The following is a 20,866-nucleotide window of genomic DNA, read 5'->3' as shown; positions in this document are numbered from 1 at the left end:
GGCCCGGATTGGCCTGGAACGTTTCGGGATTCAGGGGAGGAGCCTGCCACGCAACCAGGGTGGCAGGCTCCAGGGGGGAGGGTGGAAACTGTTTGGTGATGCCAATCCTGGCGTCACCAAACGCGCATGGTTCGAGAATGGCCGCGCAATCCGGGGATTGCATGCCCATGGCCCGCATGGGCGGTCTGACAGGGGGCGGACCGCCTTTTCAGAGGTCGAAATCCTTGGAATCGAGTTGCAGTTCGCGACAGATGGCACGGACCACCCCTTTCTCCTGTTCGTCGAAGTGGCCGTCCGAACTGCCGATGGCGCAGCAGACCCGTACCAGCAAGCGGGCCTGATCCGGATTCTTGATCTTGGCGATGGTCTGCAAGGCTTCGGCCTGACCCAGTGCGTAGTCGAACTCCAGCTTGCCGATGTGGCGCTGAAAGGCGTCGATCACCTCGCTGCTCTGAAAAACCTTGAGCACATCGGAATTCTGCACGAACCCCATCATGCGCTGCTTCTCGTCGCTGTTGACTTTGCCGTCCGCGGCGGAAACCAGGGCGCATCCAGCCAGGATCGCCTCCATCAGATCGCGATTCTTGAAACGGCTCAGCTCCTGCTGCATCGACGATTGCATCTGTGCGGCAAAATTTTTCATTTCATCAAAGAAACCCATGGTATCTTCTCCTTCCTGGTCAGGCGTCCACACCGAAATTGCGCGCCAATGGTCCCAGACCACCCGCGAACCCTTGTCCAACGGCCCGGAATTTCCATTCCGATCCGTTGCGATAGATCTCTCCGAAGATCATGGCCGTTTCGGTCGAGGCGTCTTCGGAAAGGTCGTATCGGGCGATGACCGATTGATCGGCGGTATTGACGACGCGGATGTAGGCTGACTGGATCTGTCCGAAATTCTGTCGTCTGGATTCGCCATCGTGGATGGTCACGGCCAGGATCACCTTCTGGACCTCATCCTGTAGGGCCGACAGCTTGATGCGCACCACTTCGTCATCGCCCTCGCCCACACCGGTGCGATTGTCGCCCATGTGCTCGACATTTCCACACGGCGATACAAGATTGTTGTAGAAGATGAAATCCTTGTCCGTTCTCACCCTGCCCAGATCGTTGAGCACGAACGCGATCGCGTCGATGTCGAAAGCCGTCCCATCCGTCTGTCGGGCGTTCCAACCCAGTCCCACCGCGATCTCCCGCAGGCCGGGTGCCGCCTTGGTCAGTGAAACATTGCCACCCTTGCTTAAGCTGACAGTCATGCCACTCCCTCTGATTCGGTTGATGGTTTGTGTGAACCCGGATCCTTCCCCTCCGGCACCTCCAGCGGGTGTTCGAGGCTTGAAGGGCGGTACATCCACGTTTTGAAACAGGGTAACACGGCAACCTGAATTCAAACTGGATGCCTTCAAGAAAAGGGGGGGCGCGACCCGGATTGCGGGTGAATCTTCGCGCTTTGTCAGCGAAATGTCAGGAACTGCGGATAGACTTCCTTCTCATGAGGTTTTGGTCGGCCATGCCTGGTCGGCAAACAGCGTGGGAAAGGAGGTGTGCCGTGCGCGTTTCCAGGGTGTCGTCATGGATCGGGTGTCTGCTGTCCGGGGCGTTGATGGTCCCAATCCCGGATGCCAACGCCATGGAACAGCCTCCCCTGTCCACGGGACAGACGGTTTACGTGCCGGTCTACTCCTCGGTGTTGCACGGCAATCTCAACGATCGGGGCAGACCGGAACAGGCGCTGCTCTCCTCCATGCTGAGTGTTCGCAACACCGACCTCCACCACGCGATGACCATCACGGCGGTGGATTATTACGACTCCACCGGTCAACGGATACGCCGCTACCTCTCCAAACCGCAGCTCCTTCCCCGTCTCGCCACCGCTGACTTCTTCGTCGAAAACCGGGAGAACAAGGGTGGAACCGGCGCCAATTTCATCGTCATCTGGCATGCCGAACAGCCCATCGACCAGCCGATGATGGAAACGGTACAGGTCTACCACTGGGGTACGCAGTCCCAGGCATTCACCAGTCGCGGACAGGTGATCCATGCGACCAATCCCAATGCCAAACCCGAAGTCCCCCAGAAACCCTGATCCCACGCGTCGAGGAGTCCCTGGCCTGCCATGCCAACCATCCGATATGGTCAATTCGTGCGCGAGACCTCCCTGATCGCGCAGAGCATCAGTTACAACAAACTGGCCCCGAAAATCGATCGCGATGCCCAGGGGCGCGTCATGCCCCATGCCGCGGCGCGGATTCATCTAAGCCTGCTCGATGTCTATCGACTGCTCAAGAACTATATCCAGGACCGTCTGTTGGAGCAGATCAAGGCGGTCGTGCCCCTGGCCGCCTATCTGATGCTGTTCCAGATGCTCATCTTGAGCCGGAACGTGGAAAGTGGCTGGTCGATTTCGTTTGGCATGCTGGGTGTGGTTTTGGGGTTGATGCTTTTCATGGAAGGGTTGATCCAGGGTCTGATGCCCTTTGGGGAGACGATCGGCAATCTTCTGCCCAAGAAAAGCTCTCTGCCTGGCGTGCTGACCATCGCCTTTCTGCTCGGTGTGGGCGTAACCTTCGCCGAACCGGCCATCGGCGCCTTGAAAACCGCCGGACAGATCGTCTCGGTGGAAAAGGCCCCGTATCTGTATGCCCTGCTCAACGACTGGTCGGGCGTGTTGGTCCTGATGGTGGGGGGGGGCGTGGGGTTGGCGGCGGTGCTGGGAACGCTGCGCTTTCTGTATGACTGGAGCCTGAAACCACTGATCTACATCTCCGTCATTCCCGGCCTGCTGATCACCCTGTATGCCCTTTCGGATCCGGAGTTGGAAAAGGTGCTCGGCCTGGCCTGGGATTGCGGCGGCGTCACCACCGGACCGGTCACCGTGCCCCTGGTCCTCTCGCTGGGCATCGGCATCGCCTCTGCCGCGGGCAAGGGAAGCTCCAAACTCTCCGGTTTCGGCATCGTCACCCTGGCCTCGGTGTTCCCGGTCATCAGCGTGATGGCCCTGGCCATCTACGTGCGCCAGACCGTGCCTGTGGAGACCATCCTGGCTTCGGCCAGACTGGCCGCCACGACCACCACCGATCTGTCCTGGTACGAGACCTCGCCGGGCGTGGACATCGTGCTCGGTTTGCGGGCCATCCTGCCGCTGGTGGCTTTTCTGATGCTGGTGCTGCGGGTGATGCTGAAAGAGAAGATCGCCAATGCCGGCATCGTGCTCTACGGCATCGTGCTGACGCTGATCGGCATGTGTCTGTTCAATCTGGGGCTTACCTACGGGCTCTCCAGCCTGGGTTCCCAAACCGGCGGCATGCTGCCCGGCGCCTTCATGAAAATTCCGGCCCTGGCCGACTCCCCGCTCTATCTCCACTTGTTGGGACTGGCGATCGTGCTGATCTTCTCCTGGCTGCTCGGATTCGGCGCCACCTTGGCCGAACCCGCGCTCAATGCCCTGGGGGTGACGGTGGAGAATCTCACCCAGGGGGTGTTCAAGAAAAGCGCCCTGATCCGATCCGTCTCCGTGGGCGTGGCCTTCGGCATCACCATCGGCGTGGCCAAGATCATCTTCGACCTGCCGCTGGCCTATCTGCTCATCCCCGCCTATCTGCTGGCCCTCGTCTTGACCCACCTTTCCACGGAAGAGTTCGTCAACATCGGTTGGGACAGCGCCGGCGTGACCACCGGTCCGATCACCGTGCCCCTGGTGCTCTCCATCGGTCTGGGGGTCGGCGGCGCGGTCGGCGTGGTCGAGGGGTTCGGCATTCTCGCCGTGGCCTCCATCTGTCCCATCCTCTCCGTGCTGACCATGGGGTTGTGGGCACGCCACAAGGCCAGGCTCGCCGAACGGGATGTCGCGGATGCCATCGATCTCCACGCCTGATATTGTTTTCATTGTCCAATCCGGAGCCGTAGCATGAACACCGAAAAACGCAGCATCACCTTCCTGACCGATGTTTCCCTGATCACCTGCATCGTGCAACGCGGCCTGGGGGATACCATCGTGCAGGCGGCCAGGGATGCCGGCGCCCATGGCGCGACGGTCTATTTCGCCAAAGGGAGCGGGGTGCGGGAGCGCCTGGGTCTGCTGGGCGTGGCCGTGGAGGTGGAAAAGGAGGTGGTCAACATCGTGGTGGCCACCGAACAGATGAACCTGGTCTTCGACAACATCTATCTGGCCGGTCAACTCGACACGCCGGGCATGGGATTCATGTATGTCACCCCTCTGGAGAAGGCGGCCACCTACATTCCGCGCGAAGTGCTCCAGAAACATGGCAGTGCCGGTCAGGTGTCGCCATGAGCCCTTTCGTGCCGCCCGATCCCTTGCAAGAGGCCAAACTGATCACCTGCATCCTGCCGGACGACGGACGGGATCACGAACTGCTCAAGCTGCTGCGCGACCGGCACGGCATTCTCACCGCGCACAGTTTTCCGTGTCGCGGCTTTCACGCCTTTCAGCGCAAGGGCAAGCCGGTGGCGGTGGCGGTGCAACTGCTCAAGGTGGTGGTGTGGCGGGAGCAGGCCGAGGAGATCTTCGAGTTTCTGTATCACCAGGCCGGATACGGACAACCGATGCAGGAGGGGTGTCTCATGTATCAGGGCGATCTTTTGGGCAGCACGGCGTTCACGCTCCCGGAGGGGGTGGCCCTGGAAGAGAGCGATTGAGGGGGAATCCATGCAGAACAAACCCATGAAGGTGGTGATCTTCGGCGCCGGACTGGTCGGCGAGGCGGTGGGTCGGCACATCGCCGAACAGGGACACCATCTCTGTTTCATCGAATCCAACCTCAACACGGTGCGCAAGATCCGTGAGCAGATGGATGTGCAGATCGTTCATGGCTCGGCGGAAGATCAGGACACCTTGCGGGAGGCGCGGGTACGGGAGGCGGATCTGATCCTGGCGATCACCAATCAGGACAAGAGCAACATCATTCTCACCCTGATCGCCCGTTCGCTCAATCCCACGGCCAGGATCGTGACACGGGTGAAGGATGACGCCTTCTTGAACAATCATCAGCTCTGGCAGTCGCGGGATCTCAACGATACCCTGATCATCAGTCCGGAGCGGGCGGTGATCGAGAAGGCGATCAACATCCTGGATGTGCAACACGCCTTCGATCTGGTCGAATTTCTGGACAACAAGATCCGGGTGGCCTGTTTCCGGCTCGGCTCCGACAACGTGCTGGCCGGCAAGCCGTTGCAGGCGGCGCGGGCGGAGTTGCCGTCGAAGCAGATCCTGATCGTGGGCGTGGAACGGGGCGACGAGGTGTTCATTCCCACCGGGGATACGGTTCTGGAGACCGGCGACCGGATCTGCATCACCCTTCCCGAGGGGATCGAATTGCCGGTGATCCTGCCGCTGCTGGGCAAGAGCCATCGTTCCAGACAGAAGTTCGTCATTGCCGGCGGATCGCCGATCGGCGTCAACATCGCCCGTCAGCTCGAACAGCGTGGTCGTCAGGTGGTGGTGATCGAATCGGATTACGAACGGTGTCAGATGCTCACGGAGATGCTGTCCAGGTCGGTGATCCTGCACGGCGAGGTCACCGACACGGCACTGCTCGGACGCGCCATCACCCCGGAGACCACGCTGCTGGCCACCACGCCGGTGCAGGAGGTCAATTTTTTCATTGCGCTCTGGGCGCGCAAACGGGGCGCCATGCAGGTGATCAGCATGATGGACAACGAGGCCTATTTCTCCCTGGCCCCGGAACTGGGGGTGGATGCGATTTTAAGTCCCCGCGCCGCTGCCGTGGGTTCGATCCTGCGCTTCATCCGCATGGGGCGGGTGCTGGATTCGGATATCCTGCTGGGCGGAAAGTTGAATCTGTTCCTGACCGAAATCCAGGCCGGATCCCGTCTGGATGGTCCCATGCTCAAGGAGGCGTCGCTGCCCGAGGGGGTGATCGTCGCCGCGTCGGTGCGTAACGACCGGATCGAGGTGCCGCACGGCAATTTGCGCTTGCAACAGGGGGATCAGGCATTGTTCGTGGTGCAACCGGGCAAGGCGCCGCTGTTGGACAAGTGGATCGCACGCAATACCCGGTGGCCAACCCTGTTCTAGCCGCCCCGCATGAACCTGCAACTCAACCTGCGCATCATCGCGGTGATCTCCGCCATGCTGGGACTCTTTCAACTCCCCGGTCTGGCGTTGGCCTGGCATCTGGGCGAACGGCTCGCCCCGTCCGCCTGGACCCTGGTGATCACGTTCACCCTCGCGCTGCTCTACATTCCCTCGCGAGGCCAGCTCTTCGGCGGCGGGGTGAATGCGCGCGACGGCGTGGTGGCGGTGATTCTGGGTTGGATCGTCATGATCCTGCTCGGCTCCCTCCCGTACTATCTTTCGGGCACGATGCGCGGCGTGGACGCGATGTTCGAATCCGCGTCGGGCTTCACCACCACCGGCTCCACGGTGCTGGCCGATGTCGAGGCGCTGCCCCAGGGGCTGCTGTTGTGGCGCAGCATCAGCCAGTGGATCGGCGGCATGGGGATTCTGCTGCTGGCGGTGGCGATCCTGCCTTATCTGGGGGTGGGCGGCGCCCAGATCATGAAGGCAGAGATGCCGGGGTTCAGAAAGGACAAGCTCGCGCCTCGGATCGCGGATTCGGCGCGCATCCTGTGGGCGATCTATGTGGGGCTGACGGTTGCATGCGCCCTGGCTTACCATCTGGCGGGCATGTCGTCCCTGGATGCGCTGCACCACGCCTTCACCACCATCTCCATCGGCGGATTTTCGCCGAAGAACGCCAGCCTGGGGGCCTATGGCCCGGCGGTGCAGTGGTGCGCCATCGTGTTCATGATTCTGGCGGGCATCAACTATGTTCTCTATTTTCAGTTGATCTTTCTCGGCGAGTGGCGCTCCCTGAGGGATGAGGAGTTGAAGTGGTATGGGATCATCATGCTGGTGGGCGCGCTTTTCTGCACCCTGGAGGCGTTTGCCTCCACGGCGGCCAAGAATCTCCACGATGCCCTGTTGCATGGTCTGTTCCAGGCGGTGAGCCTGGTGACCAATACCGGCTTTGCCAATGTGGACTGGGAGACCTGGCCGCTCTATGTGCAGATCATTCTGCTGACCATCGCCATCACCGGGGCCATGTCGGGATCCACCACGGGTGGCATCAAGATCGTGCGGGCCATCGTGTTGTTCAAGGTGCTTTTCGCCGTGATCAACCGGATGCTGACCCAGGAGCGGGTCATCGCCATCAAGATCAACGGCAAGCGGATTCCGGCGGAACTGTTGGACAGCGTGATGGCCCTGGGATTCGCCATGACCTTGACCGTGGCGGCTGCGACCATCATCCTCACCGCCCTGAACCTGGATCTGGCCACCGCGTTTTCCGCCACCCTGGCGACCCTGATCAACGTGGGGCCGGGAATCGGTCTGGTCGGACCCATGGAGAATTTCGGCGCCATTCCCGATCCGGGCAAATGGCTGTTGATCGTGCTGATGGTGACCGGACGCCTGGAGGTGTTCACCGTGTTCATTCTGTTCGTGCCCCATTTCTGGAAACCGGACGCCATCTTGAAATGATGCGTTGACGGATTGTTCGGGTCCAAGGCAGGGAGTGAGATGACAGATCCTTTTTCCGGCTGGAGAAATGCACATGCTCCGCATTTTTAACTGGTTGTTCTCACGTATCAAGGAGGCCGGACGGGATTTCATGCCGGTCGTCATCGTGGTGGCGGTGTTTCAGTACGGACTCATTCGCCAGCCCATCCCCAACCTGGAGGAGATCCTTCTGGGGGCGGTCCTGGTCCTGGTTGGGCTGGCCCTGTTCGTCGAGGGGTTGAAGATCGGGCTTTTCCCGATCGGCGAGGCGATGGCCTACAACTTCGCCAAGCGCAACAGCCTGCTGTGGTTGCTGGTCTTTGCGTTCGGACTGGGATTTTCCACCACGGTCGCCGAACCCGCGTTGATCGCCGTGGCCGATGAGGCGGCCAGGGTGGCCAGCGGCGCCGGATTGCTGCCGCCGGGTCAGCAGGGGATGGAGGAGTATGCCTTTGGCATGCGCATCGCGGTGGCCCTCTCCGTGGGATTCGCCATCGCCATGGGGGCGTTGCGCATCATCAAGGGGTGGCCGGTGCAATACCTGATCATCGGCGGCTACATCATCGTCATGATCGTCACCGCGATGGCGCCCAGGGAGATCATCGGCATCGCCTACGATTCCGGCGGCATCACCACCTCCACGATCACGGTGCCGCTGGTCACCGCATTGGGCATCGGACTGGCCAGTTCCATCCGGGGACGCAACCCCATGATCGACGGCTTCGGACTGATCGCCTTCGCTTCCCTCACCCCCATGATCTTCGTGATGGCCTATGGCGTCATGGTGTTCGGGGTCAAATAGGAGTCTTCCATGAACAGTACCCTCGTCTTGCTCCTCGACACCTTTCTGGATACCATCACCGACATCGCGCCGATCGTGGTGCTGATCGTCTTTTTTCAACTGCTCATCCTGCGGGATGGTCTGCCCCATCCCAAGCGATTGTTTCTCGGGATGGTGTTCGTGCTGATCGGCATCACGCTGTTTCTGGTGGGTCTGGAAAAGGCGTTGTTCCCCATCGGCAAACTGATGGCCACCCAGCTTTCGGCCCCGCAATTCCTGTTCGGCACCAACGAGGTTCCGGCAGACAGCACCTGGCGGGATTATGGGTGGCTCTATCTGTTCGGCGCCATGATCGGGTTCGCCACCACCATTGCCGAACCGGCGCTCATCGCCGTGGCCTTCAAGGCCAATCAGGTCTCGCGAGGCACCATCGGCGAATGGCCCCTGCGGATGGCGGTGGCCATCGGCGTGGCCATCGGCATCTCGTTGGGCTGTTTTCGCATCGTGACCGGAACATCCCTGGCGATGTACATCATCGTGGGGTATATCATCGTTATAATCCAGACATGGTTCGCACCCAAGTTCATCATCTCCCTCGCGTATGATTCCGGGGGGGTCACCACCTCCACGGTGACGGTGCCCCTGGTGGCGGCGCTGGGAATTGGCCTGTCATCGACCGTTCCGGGACGCAATCCGGCCATCGACGGGTTTGGTCTGATCGCCTTTGCCAGTCTTTTTCCCATGATGACCGTGATGGGCTATGCCCAGCTGGCAGTCTGGCAGAAACAAAAAGCGCAACGGATGGCTCAGGAAAACGCCTCATTGATCCAACAGGAGATCTGATTCCATGGAATTCAATCTTGTCGTCTGCATGACAAAGACCGAGTTGACCGATCGCATCATCCGCGCCGCCAAGGCGGCGGGCGCCACCGGGTCCACCGTGATCTCGGCCCAGGGAACCGGAATCAACGAGGCCAAGACCTTTTTCGGGCTGGATCTCAACATGCAGTCGGATGTGATCCTGTTTTTTCTGGAAGCGGGCGTGGCGGATCACATTTTGGATGTCATCAACAAGGTCGGCAACTTCGATCAGCACGGCACCGGGATCGCCCTGAACCTGCCGGTGATCCGGGCGGTTGGCATCAATCCACAGTTGGCCCACTTCCAGAGGATCTCCAAACATCCGAGCGTTCTGGAGAAACAGTCGGCCAAATGAGTTCGTGATTCATGCGCGTGCTGTTGATCGAGGACAATGCGCAGGTGTGCGAATCGATTCGCCACCATTTGGCGGGTGAAGGGTTCATCGTGGATGTGGTCCACGATGGGCTGGTCGGCGTGGAGATGGGGCAGGAACCCCATTATGCCGTGGCGATTCTCGATCTGGGCCTGCCGGGATACTCCGGCCTGGAGATTCTCAAGCAGTGGCGTCGGGCGCGCAATCCCCTGCCGGTGATCGTCCTGACGGCGCGCAACTCCTGGAAGGAGCGGGTGGAGGGGATCGATGCCGGCGCGGACGATTATCTGGGCAAACCCTTTCATCTCGAAGAGTTGACCAGCCGTCTGCGTGCGTTGCTGCGTCGCGCCCACACCAAGACCCAGCAGGGTTCGCTGCATGTCGGCGGTCTGACCCTGGATGAACCGCGTCGCAAGGTGGTGTTGGCGGACGGACGGAGCGTGGCCCTGTCCGCCATGGAGTTCAAGTTGCTGCGCTGTCTGCTGCTCAACCGCAACCGGGTGCTCTCCAAGGAGCAGCTCTTCTCCCATCTCTACCACGAAGATGCCCAACCGGATCTGCCCATCATCGAAACCCATGTGATGCGTCTGCGCAAGAAGATCGGCGAGGGGTGGATCCAAACCGTGCGGGGGCATGGCTATCGACTGAGCGAGCCGGAGACCGGCGCATGAAGTCGGTCGCCGGGCAGTTGCGCATCGGGCTGTCAGCCTTGTTGTTCTCGATTTTTCTGATCCTGTTCTCGGTCAACGATCAACTCACCCACGGTCTCGCCGACTCGATGGCCTGGCGGGAGATCACCCACAAGGCGGAAGGGCTGCGCGCACTGTTGATGGCCGCCCTGCAACACATGGACGAGCCTGTCAACCCGTGTCAGGAACCGCCTGGTTCCGGGTTGTACTGCCAATGGGAGGTGCGGCGGGCAACTGGCACCACGATCCATCGATCCCCATCCTTGGCTGGCAAATCGATTCCGTTGCCGGAGATGTCTGCCGAGAGCCCATTGCAACTGAAACTTTCGGAGCCGGAAGGCGGGGAGATGAGGGTGGTGGCGCTCTCGACAGCGCACGCCAGCGGCACGTTGATCCTGGCGGTGGGTCAGTCCGAGTCCCTGCTCAAGGGGCAGTTGCGGAAATGGCGCTTCTATCATCTGTTGTTCACGTTCTGCGTGTTTTTTCTGTTTGCGGCACTGACCCACTGGCATGTCACGCAACAGTTCGAGGTGTTCGGACAGTGGCGGAGCGATCTGGAGCGTTGGCGTTCCGGGAGTGGTCCCCGGCGCTTGCCGCTTGGACCCGAGGAGATCCAGCCCCTGATGCGGATCATGGAAGGGCAGTTGCTTTCCGAGGAGCGATCCTTGAATCGGGTGCGGCGCACCTTGTCTCACATCGGTCACACCTTGAGGATTCCATTGACGGTGCTGTTTCATCTGGCCGAGTCCGGGGAGTTGCGCCAGCATCCGGCTGTCCGGGAGGTGTTGACCGAACAGACCAGACTGCTCGAAAGGTTGATCGAACGCCATTTGCGTCGCGCCTCGTTGGCTGGACGCACGACGCCCGGTGAGTTCTTTTCGCTGGGACAGGAGCTTCCCGCCCTGGTCCGGGCGCTTGATATCCTCTATTACGACAAAGCGATCGACACGCACATGCGCATCCCGGACGATCTGAACTGTCCGGGCAATCGGGATGATTTTCTGGAACTCATCGGCAATCTGGCGGACAATGCCTGCAAGTGGGCCAAATCCCGGATCATCCTCTCCGCCGGTAATGAAGGGGGGTTCTGGCTGACCATCGAGGATGACGGACCCGGAGTCGGGGAGGAGCAACTGGCGATCCTGCGTCAATGGCGCGGCAAGCGGCTGGACGAGAGCCGTCCGGGCCAAGGGCTGGGACTGATGATCGCGCAGGATATCGTCTCCTTCTACGACGGAGAGATCACCCTGGGGATCTCCAGGGAGTTGGGTGGCTTCATGGTCAGCATTCGGTTGAAAGCATGAAGAGTCGGCTTTCCAAGGTTGCCGCGAGGTCGTGAACCCGGTCCCGCGCTTCCCGCGCTTCCCGCGCTTCTCCGCACTTCCCGCACTTCCCGCACTTCCCGCGCTTCCCGCACTTCCCGCGCTTCCCGCGCTTCCCGCACTTCCCGCACTTCCCGCGCTTCCCGCGCTTCCCGCACTTCCCGCGCTTCCCGCACTTCCCGCACTTCCCGCGCTTCCCGCGCTTCCCGCGCTTCCCGCGCTTCCCCGCATCTTGCCTTCCTCAACGCTCGCAAGTTCATTTTCTAACTGAAACGATTTTCTTTCGAATGCAAATCTAAATAATTCCTATTTACAAAAGCCGTCGCATCCGCTACGCTCTTCCCATCGATAGACTACACCATTCACGCTTCAACCAAGGAACGACCATGACCATAGAAGATTTGGCGGTGGGCGAGCAGGCCCGGGTGATCGGTTACCAAAAGGGACCGATTGCCTATCGTTCGCGTTTGCTCGCCATGGGGGTGATCCGTGGCGCGCTGTTGAGAATTCGTCGGGTCGCCCCCATGGGAGACCCGGTGGAGATCGTCATTCGAGGGTTTGCCCTGGTGCTGCGCCGGGAAGAGGCATCCGCCGTGCGGGTGGAAAGGATTTGAAACCATGAAAAACAATCTGGTCGTGGGGATTGTCGGCAATCCCAACTGTGGCAAGAGCACGTTGTTCAACCGGTTGACCGGTGGGCGGCAGACCATCGGCAACTGGCCGGGCGTGACCGTGGAGCGCAAGGAAGGACTGCTTCAGGTTGGCGATCAGGAGATCACCCTGGTCGATCTGCCGGGGATCTACTCGCTGGCGGCGATTGCGCCGGACGAACGGGTGGCGCGGGATTTCATGCTCTCCCGAAGCCATGATCTGATCATCAACATCGTGGATGGCTCCAATCTGGAGCGCAATCTCTATCTCACCATGCAGTTGATGGAGATGCGCGTGCCGATGATGGTGGTGCTCAACATGATGGATGTGGCCGAGCAACGGCGTTGCGTGCCGGATATCAAGGCGCTCGCGGAGCGGTTGGGGTGTCCGGTGGTGGGGGTGGTGGCCAAGCGCGACGAGGGGTTGGAGACCTTGCGGGCCGTGATGGTGCGGGCTGCCCGGATGGGCCGGGAGTCGCTGCCGGGCATGCCGGAGTTGACCGAACCTCTCGCCTCGGCGATCGAAACGTTGCGGCCTGCCGTGCTTCCGATCGCGCATGCGGCTGGCCTGGATTCCCGCTGGCTGGCGTTGAAGCTGATCGAAGGGGATGGTGGCGCGCCCGAGGGGGTGGATGAGGCGGGCATCGTCGCCCAGGTCGCCAGCATCCGGCAGGAGTTGGAGAGCAAAACCGGCGATGAACCGGACATCTCGTTCGCCCACGCCCGGTATCATGCCATCGAGAAGATCGCCGATGCGGTGATCGACCGGAACGGCATGGCCTCCCACGCGCTCACCGACCGGCTGGATACGGTACTGCTCAACCGGTTTTTGGGACTGCCGATCTTTCTGGTCGTGCTCTATCTGATGTTCATGTTCACGATCAATCTGGGCGGGGCATTCATCGATTTCTTCGACATTCTCTTTGGCGCCGTGTTCGTCGAGGGAACCCGCGTGTTGTTGCAAGGGGTGTCGGCTCCGGAGTGGCTGATCACCCTGTTGGCCGATGGTCTGGGCGGCAGCATCCAGACCCTGGCCACCTTCATTCCGCCGATCGGTTTCATGTTCCTGTTTCTCTCCTGGCTGGAGGACTCGGGCTATCTGGCTCGCGCGGCCTTCATTCTGGATCGGCTGCTGCGTTTCATCGGTCTGCCGGGCAAGGCGTTCATCCCGATGATGGTCGGTTTCGGCTGCAACGTGCCGGCCATTCTCGGCACGCGCACCCTGGAGAACCCCCGGGACCGGCTGATGACCATCCTGATGAACCCCTTCATGTCGTGCGGGGCGCGCATGCCGGTGTATGCCCTGTTCGTGGCGGCTTTTTTTCCGCAAGGCGGACAGAACGTGGTCTTTTTTCTCTATCTGACCGGGATCCTGCTGGCCATCCTGACCGGTTTGATCCTCAAGAACACCTTGTTGCGTGGCGAACCCACCCCGTTCGTCATGGAGTTGCCGCTGTATCACCTGCCATCTTTGGCCAGCGTTTTGCGTCATGCTTCGGGTCGTCTGCGTGGTTTTGTGACGCGGGCCAGTCGGGTATTGATCCCGGTGATCGTGGTGTTGAGCATGCTCAATGCCATGGGTACGGATGGCGGTTTCGACAGCGCCAATCAGGAGAAATCGGTGTTGAGCCAGATCGGACGGCAGATCACGCCGATTTTCAAGCCGATGGGGATCGGGGAGGACAACTGGCCGGCCACGGTGGGACTGTTCATCGGCGTGTTCGCCAAGGAGGCGGTGATCGGCTCGCTGGATGCGCTCTACAGCCAGATGGACGGCCAGGAGAAGGCCAAGGAGGAAGCTGTCCCGTTCGATCTCATGGGCAAGGCGCAAGAGGCGTTCGCGTCGATCGGCGAGAAGTTCGGCGAGTTGGGCCAAACCCTGGCGGATCCGCTAAAAGTTCAACTGGAGAGCTTCGAGAGCGCCGAGGATGCGGCCAAGGCCAGCAAGGTGACCACCGGCACGTTGGGGGCCATGACCCGTCTGTTCGACGGGACCGCCGGGGCGGTGGCCTATCTGTTGTTCGTGCTGCTCTATTTTCCCTGCGTGGCGGCCACGGCGGCGATTCAACAGGAGGTCGGGCCGCGTTGGACGGTGTTTGCCGCCCTCTGGACCACCTCGGTGGCCTGGTCGGTGGCGACCGGATTCTACCAGGCGGCCACCTTCGCGCGCCATCCGGGTTCGTCCTTCGTGTGGCTGGCCGGATTGGGGCTCTTCTGGCTGGTGGTGGTGATGCTGATGCGTCTGGTTCCGATGCGCTCGATTCTGGCCGTGCCGGTACGGCCACGCGCGATTCCGATCGCCAGCGGCGCGGGGTGCGGAAGCGGCTGCGCCGGTTGTGAAAGCGGTCATTGAGAAGTTGTTGTCAACAGTGCCGACACGGCATGCGAATCAACATAACAAACAAAGGAGTGCAACCATGCGTTACCCGTTCATGACAGCCGCCACGCTTCTGGCAGGCCTGATTGCCGTTCCAGTCCAGGCGGAAGAGTCGAACGCCCAAAAAGTTGAAAACGTCAGTGATTTTGCTGTTTCCGGCAATGTGGCGCTGGCCAGCAATTATGTGTCGCGGGGCATCACCAATTCCGACAAGCACCCCTCGTTGCAGGGGGCGGCGACGGTCAGCCATACCCCCAGCGGGATCTATGCCACGGTGTCGGCCTTTTCGGTCGATTTCCAGGCGGCCAACAACGCCAATCTGGAACTGGACTACGCGGCGGGCTGGAGCAAGGAGATCCTGTTCCCCGGATTCAAGCCGGATCTGGGTGTTATCCACTACACCTATCCGGGTGTGAATTCCGCCATGCACCTGGACTACACCGAATACTACCTGGGGACCGCCTACAAGTTCAACGCCCTCGGGATGAACGCCAAATACAGCTATTCGTCCAACTTCGGTGGTGACAACCTCGTCGTGCCGGGCAACAAGTCGGCCTATTACCTGGAAGGGGCGCTGACCTACGATCTGCCTTACGAAATCGTGGCCGCGGCGCATATGGGCCATACGGCAGGGGATCATTTCGAGGGAACAGGGGCTCCCGAATCCTACAACGACTACACCGTCGGTCTGTCGAAAGAGCTGTTCGGTTTCGGCGTGGATCTCTCCTACAACTTCACCGATCGGGATGGACGCCAGCTCAATCTCGCCAACTCGGATGATCAAGCGGTGTTGAAGGTCAGCAAGAGTTTCTGATCCCGTTGGTCGTCGAGACGGGAGAGGAGGGCCAGGGATGGCCCTTGAAATCAGGCTGTCATCAAAAGCCCGGTGCGAACGGATATCGCGCCGGGCTTTTTCGTTGTGTGCCCAGCATGGCGCACTGACTTGGGGGTGAAAGTCCCCTTCAGAGTCGGTTGGGTGATTCCATGAATCGAATCACCCAACCGGCGCGATTCGAAAAGAACGATGCGCCTTCTCGCAAATGGCTTCGCAATTTGGCGGACACGCGCCGCGTGGCTGGAGCATGCTTCAGGGGGGGGCGGTTTGGAAGGGCGTGAGAAATTTTTAAATAGTAATGATTCTCATTTACAATATAATCCGGATTTGCTACACTCCTTGCCAGAAAACACGGGAAGAGAATGCCCGTCCACGATTCAGCGATCACCCCTACAGGAGATTTTACATGGATTTCACCATCGACGCATGGTTGGAACGTCGCGATCCTTGCATTGTGGTCCGGCACGGGGTCACCCAGAATCCGCTTCTGGAGTGGGACCATGCCATGGTCAAACGCCTGTTCGCATCCGGGGAGGTCGCGCCGGAAGATTTTCTCGATCTGGCGGCTCGGGACGTGACGGAGATGGTGTTGACGCTGTTCCGGCTGGCGGGTCGTCTGGAGGCCAGAGGCGTGGCCGAAGCGTGCTGAATGGATGTGCGCGCCGTGAGAGGATCCAAAGGGGAGGGGTGACTTCTGGCGCACGCGGTCGGGTACGACGGAGGGTCCGTCGTACCCGAGGAGGGGATCAGGAGGATGCGAGGTCGAAGCGATCGGCGTTCATCACCTTGGTCCAGGCGGACACGAAGTCGTTCACGAACTTCGCCTGGTTGTCGTCCTGGGCGTAGAGTTCGGCATGGGCGCGCAGGATCGAGTTGGAGCCGAAGACCAGATCCACCCGGGTGGCGGTCCAGAGGAGCGATCCGCTCCGTCGGTCGCGGATCTCGTAGAGGTTCCGGCCCACCGGTTTCCAGGTGTGGGCCATGTCGGTCAGGTTGACGAAGAAGTCGGTGGTCAAGGCCCCCACGCGATCCGTGAACACCCCGTGCCCGGTGTCGCCGTGGTTGGTGCCCAGAACGCGCAGACCGCCCACGAGAACGGTCATCTCCCTGGCCGTCAACCCCATCAACTGGGCGCGGTCGAGCAGAAGTTCCTCGGGGGTGACCACATAATCCTTCTTCAACCAGTTGCGGAATCCATCCGCGAGCGGTTCGAGAACCCCGAACGAGGCCACATCCGTCCACTCCTGGGAGGCATCGCCCCGCCCCGGCGCAAACGGTACGGTCACCGTGAAACCGGCGGCCTTGGCTGCCTGCTCGATTCCCAGATTGCCGGCCAGCACGATCACATCCGCCACGCTGGCACCGGTCGCGGCGGCGATCGGCTCCAGCACGGCCAATACCTTCTCCAGACGGGCCGGTTCATTGCCTTCCCAGTTCCGTTGCGGCGTGAGACGAATGCGCGCGCCGTTGGCTCCGCCGCGTTTGTCCGAACCCCGGAATGTCCGGGCGCTGTCCCAGGCCGTGGACACCATCTCGGCGCTGGTCAGACCGCTGACGGCGATTTTTGCCTTCACGGCGTCCACATCGTACCCCGTGGCCCCTGCCGGAATCGGATCCTGCCAAAGCAACGCCTCCGCGGGCACGTCCGGGCCGATGTGACGGGAGGTCGGTCCCATGTCCCGGTGGGTCAGCTTGTACCACGCCCGCGCGAACACCTCCGAGAAACGGGCCGGATCCTTGTGGAAGCGCTCCGCGATCGTGCGATAGGCCGGATCGAATTTCAACGCCATGTCGGCATCGGTCATGATCGGCTTGCGTCGAATCGTCGCATCCTCGACATCGACCGGCATATCCTCTTCGCGGATGTTGACCGGTTCCCACTGCCAGGCTCCAGCCGGGGATTTCTGCAACCACCAGTCATATCCCAACAGCAGATCGAAATAGCCGTTGTCCCAACGGGTGGGATGGGTGGTCCATGCCCCTTCCAGGCCGCTGGTCACCGTATCCCGGCCAATCCCGCGAGCGGCATGGTTCATCCAGCCCAATCCCTGCTCCTCGATGTCGGCACCCTCCGGCGCGGGACCGAGATTGGCCGCGTTGCCGTTGCCGTGCGCCTTGCCCACGGTGTGACCGCCGGCGGTCAAGGCCACGGTCTCCTCGTCGTTCATGGCCATGCGTCCGAAGGTCACCCGGACATCGCGCGCGGTCTTCAAGGGGTCGGGTTGACCGTCCACCCCTTCCGGATTCACGTAGATCAGCCCCATCATCACCGCGGCCAGGGGGTTCTCCAGGTCTCGCTCTCCGGAATAGCGGCTCCCCTCGCCACCGCTCGGCGCCAGCCATTCCCGCTCGGAACCCCAGTAGATATCCTTTTCCGGATGCCAGATGTCCTCGCGGCCAAAGGAGAACCCGAAGGTCTTCAAGCCCATGGACTCATACGCCAGGGTGCCGGCCAGGATGATCAGATCGGCCCAGCTGATCGCGTTGCCGTACTTTTTCTTGATCGGCCACAACAGACGGCGCGCCTTGTCCAGGTTGGCATTGTCCGGCCAGGAGTTCAGCGGGGCGAACCGCTGATTGCCGGTTCCCGCGCCTCCCCGGCCATCGGCGATCCGGTAGGTGCCGGCGGCATGCCAGGCCATGCGGATCATTAAGCCCCCATAGTGGCCCCAATCCGCCGGCCACCAGGGCTGGCTGTCGGTCATCAGGGCGAGCAGATCTTTTTTGAGGGCTTCGACATCCAGCCCCTTGAGCGCCTCGCGATAGTTGAAATCCGCCCCCATCGGGTTGGTCTTGGCGTCGTGTTGATGCAGGATGTCGAGATTCAGCGATTTCGGCCACCAGGCCTGATTCGCCATGCTGGCCTGGGTGTTTCCTCCGTGCATCACGGGACATTTTCCGGCGGTTGGGGTGTCGTTTCCAGACATGTTGCCTCCGCATATGTGTGGTTGGGTGTTGGGGGAGGTGAACGGATGAGCGTTGCACGGTGAACGGGCAACGTCGAAGATCCGGTCGGGTGAATTCTCTGTCCGACCTTGATGCCAGCATACGTTACAGGCTTGTCAATAGTAAAATACTATTTATCAATCGGTACGATAGAAATTAACTATGTGATTCCCGAAGGGAGGTCCACGGTAAAAAGCGGAAACTGAAGCTCGCGAAGGCTGCGCGCGGCGCATTTTTCGCAAACTTGCATGATGGGGGGAGAACCCCCTCACCCCCCAACCGTGGACCTCCCTGACGGGAGTTCCACGGTAAAAGACGCGAACAATGCTTCTTTGAGAAGGGCGCGCTCAAGTCAAAAGCAACGTCCCAAGGGCGTTGCCCTTGGATCCCACCAGGGGGATCATCCTCCTATGTCGAGATTCAGCGATTTCGGCCACCAGGCCTGATTCGCCATGCTGGCCTGGGTGTTTCCTCCGTGCATCACGGGACATTTTCCGGCGGTTGGGGTGTCGTTTCCAGACATGTTGCCTCCGCATATGTGTGGTTGGGTGTTGGGGGAGGTGAACGGATGAGCGTTGCACGGTGAACGGGCAACGTCGAAGATCCGGTCGGGTGAATTCTCTGTCCGACCTTGATGCCAGCATACGTTACAGGCTTGTCAATAGTAAAATACTATTTATCAATCGGTACGATAGAAATTAACTATGTGATTCCCGAAGGGAGGTCCACGGTAAAAAGCGGAAACTGAAGCTCGCGAAGGCTGCGCGCGGCGCATTTTTCGCAAACTTGCATGATGGGGGGAGAACCCCCTCACCCCCCAACCGTGGACCTCCCTGACGGGAGTTCCACGGTAAAAGACGCGAACAATGCTTCTTTGAGAAGGGCGCGCTCAAGTCAAAAGCAACGTCCCAAGGGCGTTGCCCTTGGATCCCACCAGGGGGATCATCCTCCTGGACTCTGATAATGGAACGACGCATCCCGTGATGGGTGCGGTTTAATATCAAACAATGCGCTTGCCGATTCCGCCCAATCGGGTTACCGTCTGATGAGGAGTCCGATCCTGTTTGCATGGCCAACCGGGTTCCATCGTAAAAACAAACCAGTGAAAATCGTCTGATCAACCAGGGAGGAACCATGCGCAACCTGTCACTCTTGACCACGCTGATGTTCTTGACCGTGCTGGCGACCCCGGCTGTGGCCGATTCGGTCAAATGTCCGGACACGATCAAGAAATTGCCCAGACTGGTGGCTGATCAGGGCGTGGTGGAGCCGTCGGGCGTGGCCTGGGATCCGACGACTCAATGGGCGATCGGGGTCTCGGACGAGGCTTCGCCCCATGCCTTGTTCGCCTTCGATCCCAAGGCGATCCGCCCGGACAACACGATTCGCGCGCTTCCTCTGCTCACGCCAGCCCAGGTCAAGCAGTTCAATCCGGAGGATCTGGAGGGGATCACCCGACTGCCGGGCGGCGAATTCGTGGCCACGGCCTCGTTGGGGCTGCACAAGGGCAAACCGAGGGATACGGTCCTGCGGTTCGCGCTCAAGCCGAATGGGGCTCAGCCGCCGGGGATCGACACCCCGCGGAAGGTCTCGCCCGCCGGGGGGCTGAATGGCTGGCTGACCACGACCGCCAATCCGCCCTGGGACAAGAAGATATCGGCCCTGGATGGCGAAACCGGCATCAATGTCGAAGGGTTGGCCGCCTCCCGCGAGGGTCACCTGGTGTTCGGATTCCGCAATCCGGAGTTGGCGGGCAAACCGGTCGTGCTGGTCGCCAGGGAGGAGGCGAACGGCGCTCTGTCGGTCGTCCAGTGGCGAAAGCTGAAACTCCAGGCCCGTTTCAAGGAGGGGGGCATTCTCGGAATCGGCAAGGAGCCTTTGGGAGTGCGGGACATGGCCCCGATTCCGGGTGCCGGCGGCAATGCCTACCTGGTGTTGTTGGGCGCCTCCGGTTCGGGGAGCGATCTGCCGTTTCAATTGGGGATCTGGAACGACGATCAGGACGAAATTCGTTTTGTCGGCACCCTTCCGCCCGGGTTCCGGGCCGAGGGGATCACGGTGCTCGACAGGAATCAGGAGACGCTGCGCTTGTTGCTGGTCAGCGACAAAAAGGGGCTGGTGATGACCTGCGAGGCGGTCATCAAGAGCCGTTGAGGCGCGAGTTGATTCTCCGTGCCCGATTGGCGCCGACAGGGGAGGTCTGTTGCCAGGTCACGGTTTGCCGCAGTTCGTGCGTCAGGGAGGAGGGTCCGACCCCGCGCAAGGGAATGAAGGGGGCCTGAATGGTTACCATGGAACTCCCGAAGGGAGGTCCATGGTAGGGGGGGGTGAGGGGGTTCTCCCCCCATCATGCCAGTTACAAAAAAAGGAGCGATCCGGTTGTGCTCGGATCGCTCCTTTTTTTTACCATGGAACTCCCGAAGGGAGGTCCATGGTAGGGGGGTGAGGGGGTTCTCCCCCCATCATGCCAGTTACAAAAAAAGGAGCGATCC

Annotated in this window: 19 protein-coding genes; 16 read left to right on the top strand and 3 right to left on the bottom strand. The window is 60.8% G+C overall.

Going from position 1 to position 20,866, the window contains the following annotated elements:
• Positions 1 to 208: 208 nt before the first annotated feature.
• Both ACV4UY_RS09195 and ACV4UY_RS09190 read right to left on the bottom strand, forming a co-directional pair.
• Positions 209 to 661 (bottom strand): tellurite resistance TerB family protein, encoded by a 453-nt coding sequence (locus ACV4UY_RS09195; RefSeq protein ID WP_491607305.1) that lies wholly within the window; start codon positions 659 to 661, stop codon positions 209 to 211.
• 19 nt (positions 662 to 680) lie between these two features.
• Positions 681 to 1,256 carry a TerD family protein gene (locus tag ACV4UY_RS09190; RefSeq protein ID WP_491607304.1) on the bottom strand — a complete coding sequence of 192 codons (576 nt, stop codon included), beginning with the start codon at positions 1,254 to 1,256 and terminating at the stop codon, positions 681 to 683.
• 293 nt (positions 1,257 to 1,549) lie between these two features.
• Here ACV4UY_RS09190 and ACV4UY_RS09185 point away from each other — a divergent pair, with 293 nt between their 5' ends.
• The 15 genes from ACV4UY_RS09185 to ACV4UY_RS09115 all read left to right on the top strand — a co-directional run bounded on the left by ACV4UY_RS09185 (position 1,550) and on the right by ACV4UY_RS09115 (position 16,077).
• The gene (locus ACV4UY_RS09185) at positions 1,550 to 2,086 is read left to right on the top strand and encodes a DUF3124 domain-containing protein (protein WP_491607303.1); all 537 of its coding nucleotides are present in this window, start codon (positions 1,550 to 1,552) and stop codon (positions 2,084 to 2,086) included.
• Between the two features lie 30 nt (positions 2,087 to 2,116).
• Positions 2,117 to 3,874, top strand: coding sequence for a DUF1538 domain-containing protein (locus ACV4UY_RS09180; RefSeq protein WP_491607302.1), 1,758 nt, complete (start codon positions 2,117 to 2,119; stop codon positions 3,872 to 3,874).
• 33 nt (positions 3,875 to 3,907) lie between these two features.
• Positions 3,908 to 4,291, top strand: a complete 384-nt coding sequence (locus ACV4UY_RS09175; RefSeq protein WP_491607301.1) for a P-II family nitrogen regulator — start codon at positions 3,908 to 3,910, stop codon at positions 4,289 to 4,291.
• Complete coding sequence (locus ACV4UY_RS09170; protein WP_491607300.1) at positions 4,288 to 4,656, top strand: hypothetical protein; 369 nt, start codon at positions 4,288 to 4,290, stop codon at positions 4,654 to 4,656. Before ACV4UY_RS09175 ends, ACV4UY_RS09170 begins: the two co-directional genes overlap by 4 nt.
• Positions 4,657 to 4,666: 10 nt before the next feature.
• Positions 4,667 to 6,055, top strand: a complete 1,389-nt coding sequence (gene trkA, locus ACV4UY_RS09165) for a Trk system potassium transporter TrkA (protein WP_491607299.1) — start codon at positions 4,667 to 4,669, stop codon at positions 6,053 to 6,055.
• Positions 6,056 to 6,064: 9 nt separating this feature from the next.
• Entirely contained in the window at positions 6,065 to 7,522 is a 1,458-nt protein-coding gene (locus ACV4UY_RS09160; RefSeq protein WP_491607298.1) for a TrkH family potassium uptake protein, read from the top strand.
• Between the two features lie 73 nt (positions 7,523 to 7,595).
• On the top strand, positions 7,596 to 8,342 hold the full coding sequence (locus ACV4UY_RS09155) for a DUF1538 family protein (RefSeq protein WP_491607297.1): 747 nt from the start codon (positions 7,596 to 7,598) through the stop codon (positions 8,340 to 8,342).
• A 9-nt stretch (positions 8,343 to 8,351) separates the two neighbouring features.
• The gene (locus ACV4UY_RS09150; RefSeq protein WP_491607296.1) at positions 8,352 to 9,164 is read left to right on the top strand and encodes a DUF1538 domain-containing protein; all 813 of its coding nucleotides are present in this window, start codon (positions 8,352 to 8,354) and stop codon (positions 9,162 to 9,164) included.
• A 4-nt stretch (positions 9,165 to 9,168) separates the two neighbouring features.
• Positions 9,169 to 9,537 (top strand): P-II family nitrogen regulator, encoded by a 369-nt coding sequence (locus tag ACV4UY_RS09145; RefSeq protein WP_491607295.1) that lies wholly within the window; start codon positions 9,169 to 9,171, stop codon positions 9,535 to 9,537.
• Between the two features lie 11 nt (positions 9,538 to 9,548).
• Complete coding sequence (locus tag ACV4UY_RS09140; RefSeq protein WP_491607294.1) at positions 9,549 to 10,226, top strand: response regulator transcription factor; 678 nt, start codon at positions 9,549 to 9,551, stop codon at positions 10,224 to 10,226.
• Entirely contained in the window at positions 10,223 to 11,548 is a 1,326-nt protein-coding gene (locus tag ACV4UY_RS09135; RefSeq protein WP_491607293.1) for a sensor histidine kinase, read from the top strand. Before ACV4UY_RS09140 ends, ACV4UY_RS09135 begins: the two co-directional genes overlap by 4 nt.
• A 404-nt stretch (positions 11,549 to 11,952) precedes the next feature.
• Positions 11,953 to 12,180, top strand: coding sequence for a FeoA family protein (locus tag ACV4UY_RS09130; RefSeq protein WP_491607292.1), 228 nt, complete (start codon positions 11,953 to 11,955; stop codon positions 12,178 to 12,180).
• A gap of 4 nt (positions 12,181 to 12,184) precedes the next feature.
• Positions 12,185 to 14,569 carry a Fe(2+) transporter permease subunit FeoB gene (gene feoB, locus ACV4UY_RS09125; protein WP_491607291.1) on the top strand — a complete coding sequence of 795 codons (2,385 nt, stop codon included), beginning with the start codon at positions 12,185 to 12,187 and terminating at the stop codon, positions 14,567 to 14,569.
• 64 nt (positions 14,570 to 14,633) lie between these two features.
• Positions 14,634 to 15,407 (top strand): TorF family putative porin, encoded by a 774-nt coding sequence (locus ACV4UY_RS09120; RefSeq protein WP_491607290.1) that lies wholly within the window; start codon positions 14,634 to 14,636, stop codon positions 15,405 to 15,407.
• 427 nt (positions 15,408 to 15,834) lie between these two features.
• Entirely contained in the window at positions 15,835 to 16,077 is a 243-nt protein-coding gene (locus tag ACV4UY_RS09115) for a hypothetical protein (protein WP_491607289.1), read from the top strand.
• A 97-nt stretch (positions 16,078 to 16,174) separates the two neighbouring features.
• Here the strand turns inward: ACV4UY_RS09115 and katG are convergent, their stop codons facing one another.
• A complete protein-coding gene (gene katG / locus ACV4UY_RS09110; protein WP_491607288.1) occupies positions 16,175 to 18,355 on the bottom strand; it encodes a catalase/peroxidase HPI in 2,181 nt (726 codons plus the stop codon).
• Positions 18,356 to 19,508: 1,153 nt separating this feature from the next.
• On the opposite strand from katG, the gene ACV4UY_RS09105 reads away from it, so the two are divergent.
• The gene (locus ACV4UY_RS09105) at positions 19,509 to 20,528 is read left to right on the top strand and encodes a hypothetical protein (RefSeq protein ID WP_491607287.1); all 1,020 of its coding nucleotides are present in this window, start codon (positions 19,509 to 19,511) and stop codon (positions 20,526 to 20,528) included.
• Positions 20,529 to 20,866 lie beyond the last annotated feature (338 nt).

Source organism: Candidatus Magnetaquiglobus sp., assembly GCF_058402785.1.
Note: the sequence above shows the minus strand (reverse complement) of the source record. Positions and strands in the feature narration are given on the sequence as shown.

Excerpts from the sequence above, each read along its gene's own strand:
- ACV4UY_RS09195 (WP_491607305.1), bottom strand. The coding sequence starts at position 661 with ATGGGTTTCTTTGATGAAATGAAAAATTTTGCCGCACAGATGCAATCG.
- ACV4UY_RS09190 (WP_491607304.1), bottom strand. The coding sequence starts at position 1,256 with ATGACTGTCAGCTTAAGCAAGGGTGGCAATGTTTCACTGACCAAGGCG.
- ACV4UY_RS09180 (WP_491607302.1), top strand. The coding sequence starts at position 2,117 with ATGCCAACCATCCGATATGGTCAATTCGTGCGCGAGACCTCCCTGATC.
- ACV4UY_RS09175 (WP_491607301.1), top strand. The coding sequence starts at position 3,908 with ATGAACACCGAAAAACGCAGCATCACCTTCCTGACCGATGTTTCCCTG.
- ACV4UY_RS09170 (WP_491607300.1), top strand. The coding sequence starts at position 4,288 with ATGAGCCCTTTCGTGCCGCCCGATCCCTTGCAAGAGGCCAAACTGATC.
- trkA (WP_491607299.1), top strand. The coding sequence starts at position 4,667 with ATGCAGAACAAACCCATGAAGGTGGTGATCTTCGGCGCCGGACTGGTC.
- ACV4UY_RS09160 (WP_491607298.1), top strand. The coding sequence starts at position 6,065 with ATGAACCTGCAACTCAACCTGCGCATCATCGCGGTGATCTCCGCCATG.
- ACV4UY_RS09155 (WP_491607297.1), top strand. The coding sequence starts at position 7,596 with ATGCTCCGCATTTTTAACTGGTTGTTCTCACGTATCAAGGAGGCCGGA.
- ACV4UY_RS09150 (WP_491607296.1), top strand. The coding sequence starts at position 8,352 with ATGAACAGTACCCTCGTCTTGCTCCTCGACACCTTTCTGGATACCATC.
- ACV4UY_RS09145 (WP_491607295.1), top strand. The coding sequence starts at position 9,169 with ATGGAATTCAATCTTGTCGTCTGCATGACAAAGACCGAGTTGACCGAT.
- ACV4UY_RS09140 (WP_491607294.1), top strand. The coding sequence starts at position 9,549 with ATGCGCGTGCTGTTGATCGAGGACAATGCGCAGGTGTGCGAATCGATT.
- ACV4UY_RS09135 (WP_491607293.1), top strand. The coding sequence starts at position 10,223 with ATGAAGTCGGTCGCCGGGCAGTTGCGCATCGGGCTGTCAGCCTTGTTG.
- ACV4UY_RS09130 (WP_491607292.1), top strand. The coding sequence starts at position 11,953 with ATGACCATAGAAGATTTGGCGGTGGGCGAGCAGGCCCGGGTGATCGGT.
- feoB (WP_491607291.1), top strand. The coding sequence starts at position 12,185 with ATGAAAAACAATCTGGTCGTGGGGATTGTCGGCAATCCCAACTGTGGC.
- ACV4UY_RS09120 (WP_491607290.1), top strand. The coding sequence starts at position 14,634 with ATGCGTTACCCGTTCATGACAGCCGCCACGCTTCTGGCAGGCCTGATT.
- ACV4UY_RS09115 (WP_491607289.1), top strand. The coding sequence starts at position 15,835 with ATGGATTTCACCATCGACGCATGGTTGGAACGTCGCGATCCTTGCATT.
- katG (WP_491607288.1), bottom strand. The coding sequence starts at position 18,355 with ATGTCTGGAAACGACACCCCAACCGCCGGAAAATGTCCCGTGATGCAC.
- ACV4UY_RS09105 (WP_491607287.1), top strand. The coding sequence starts at position 19,509 with ATGCGCAACCTGTCACTCTTGACCACGCTGATGTTCTTGACCGTGCTG.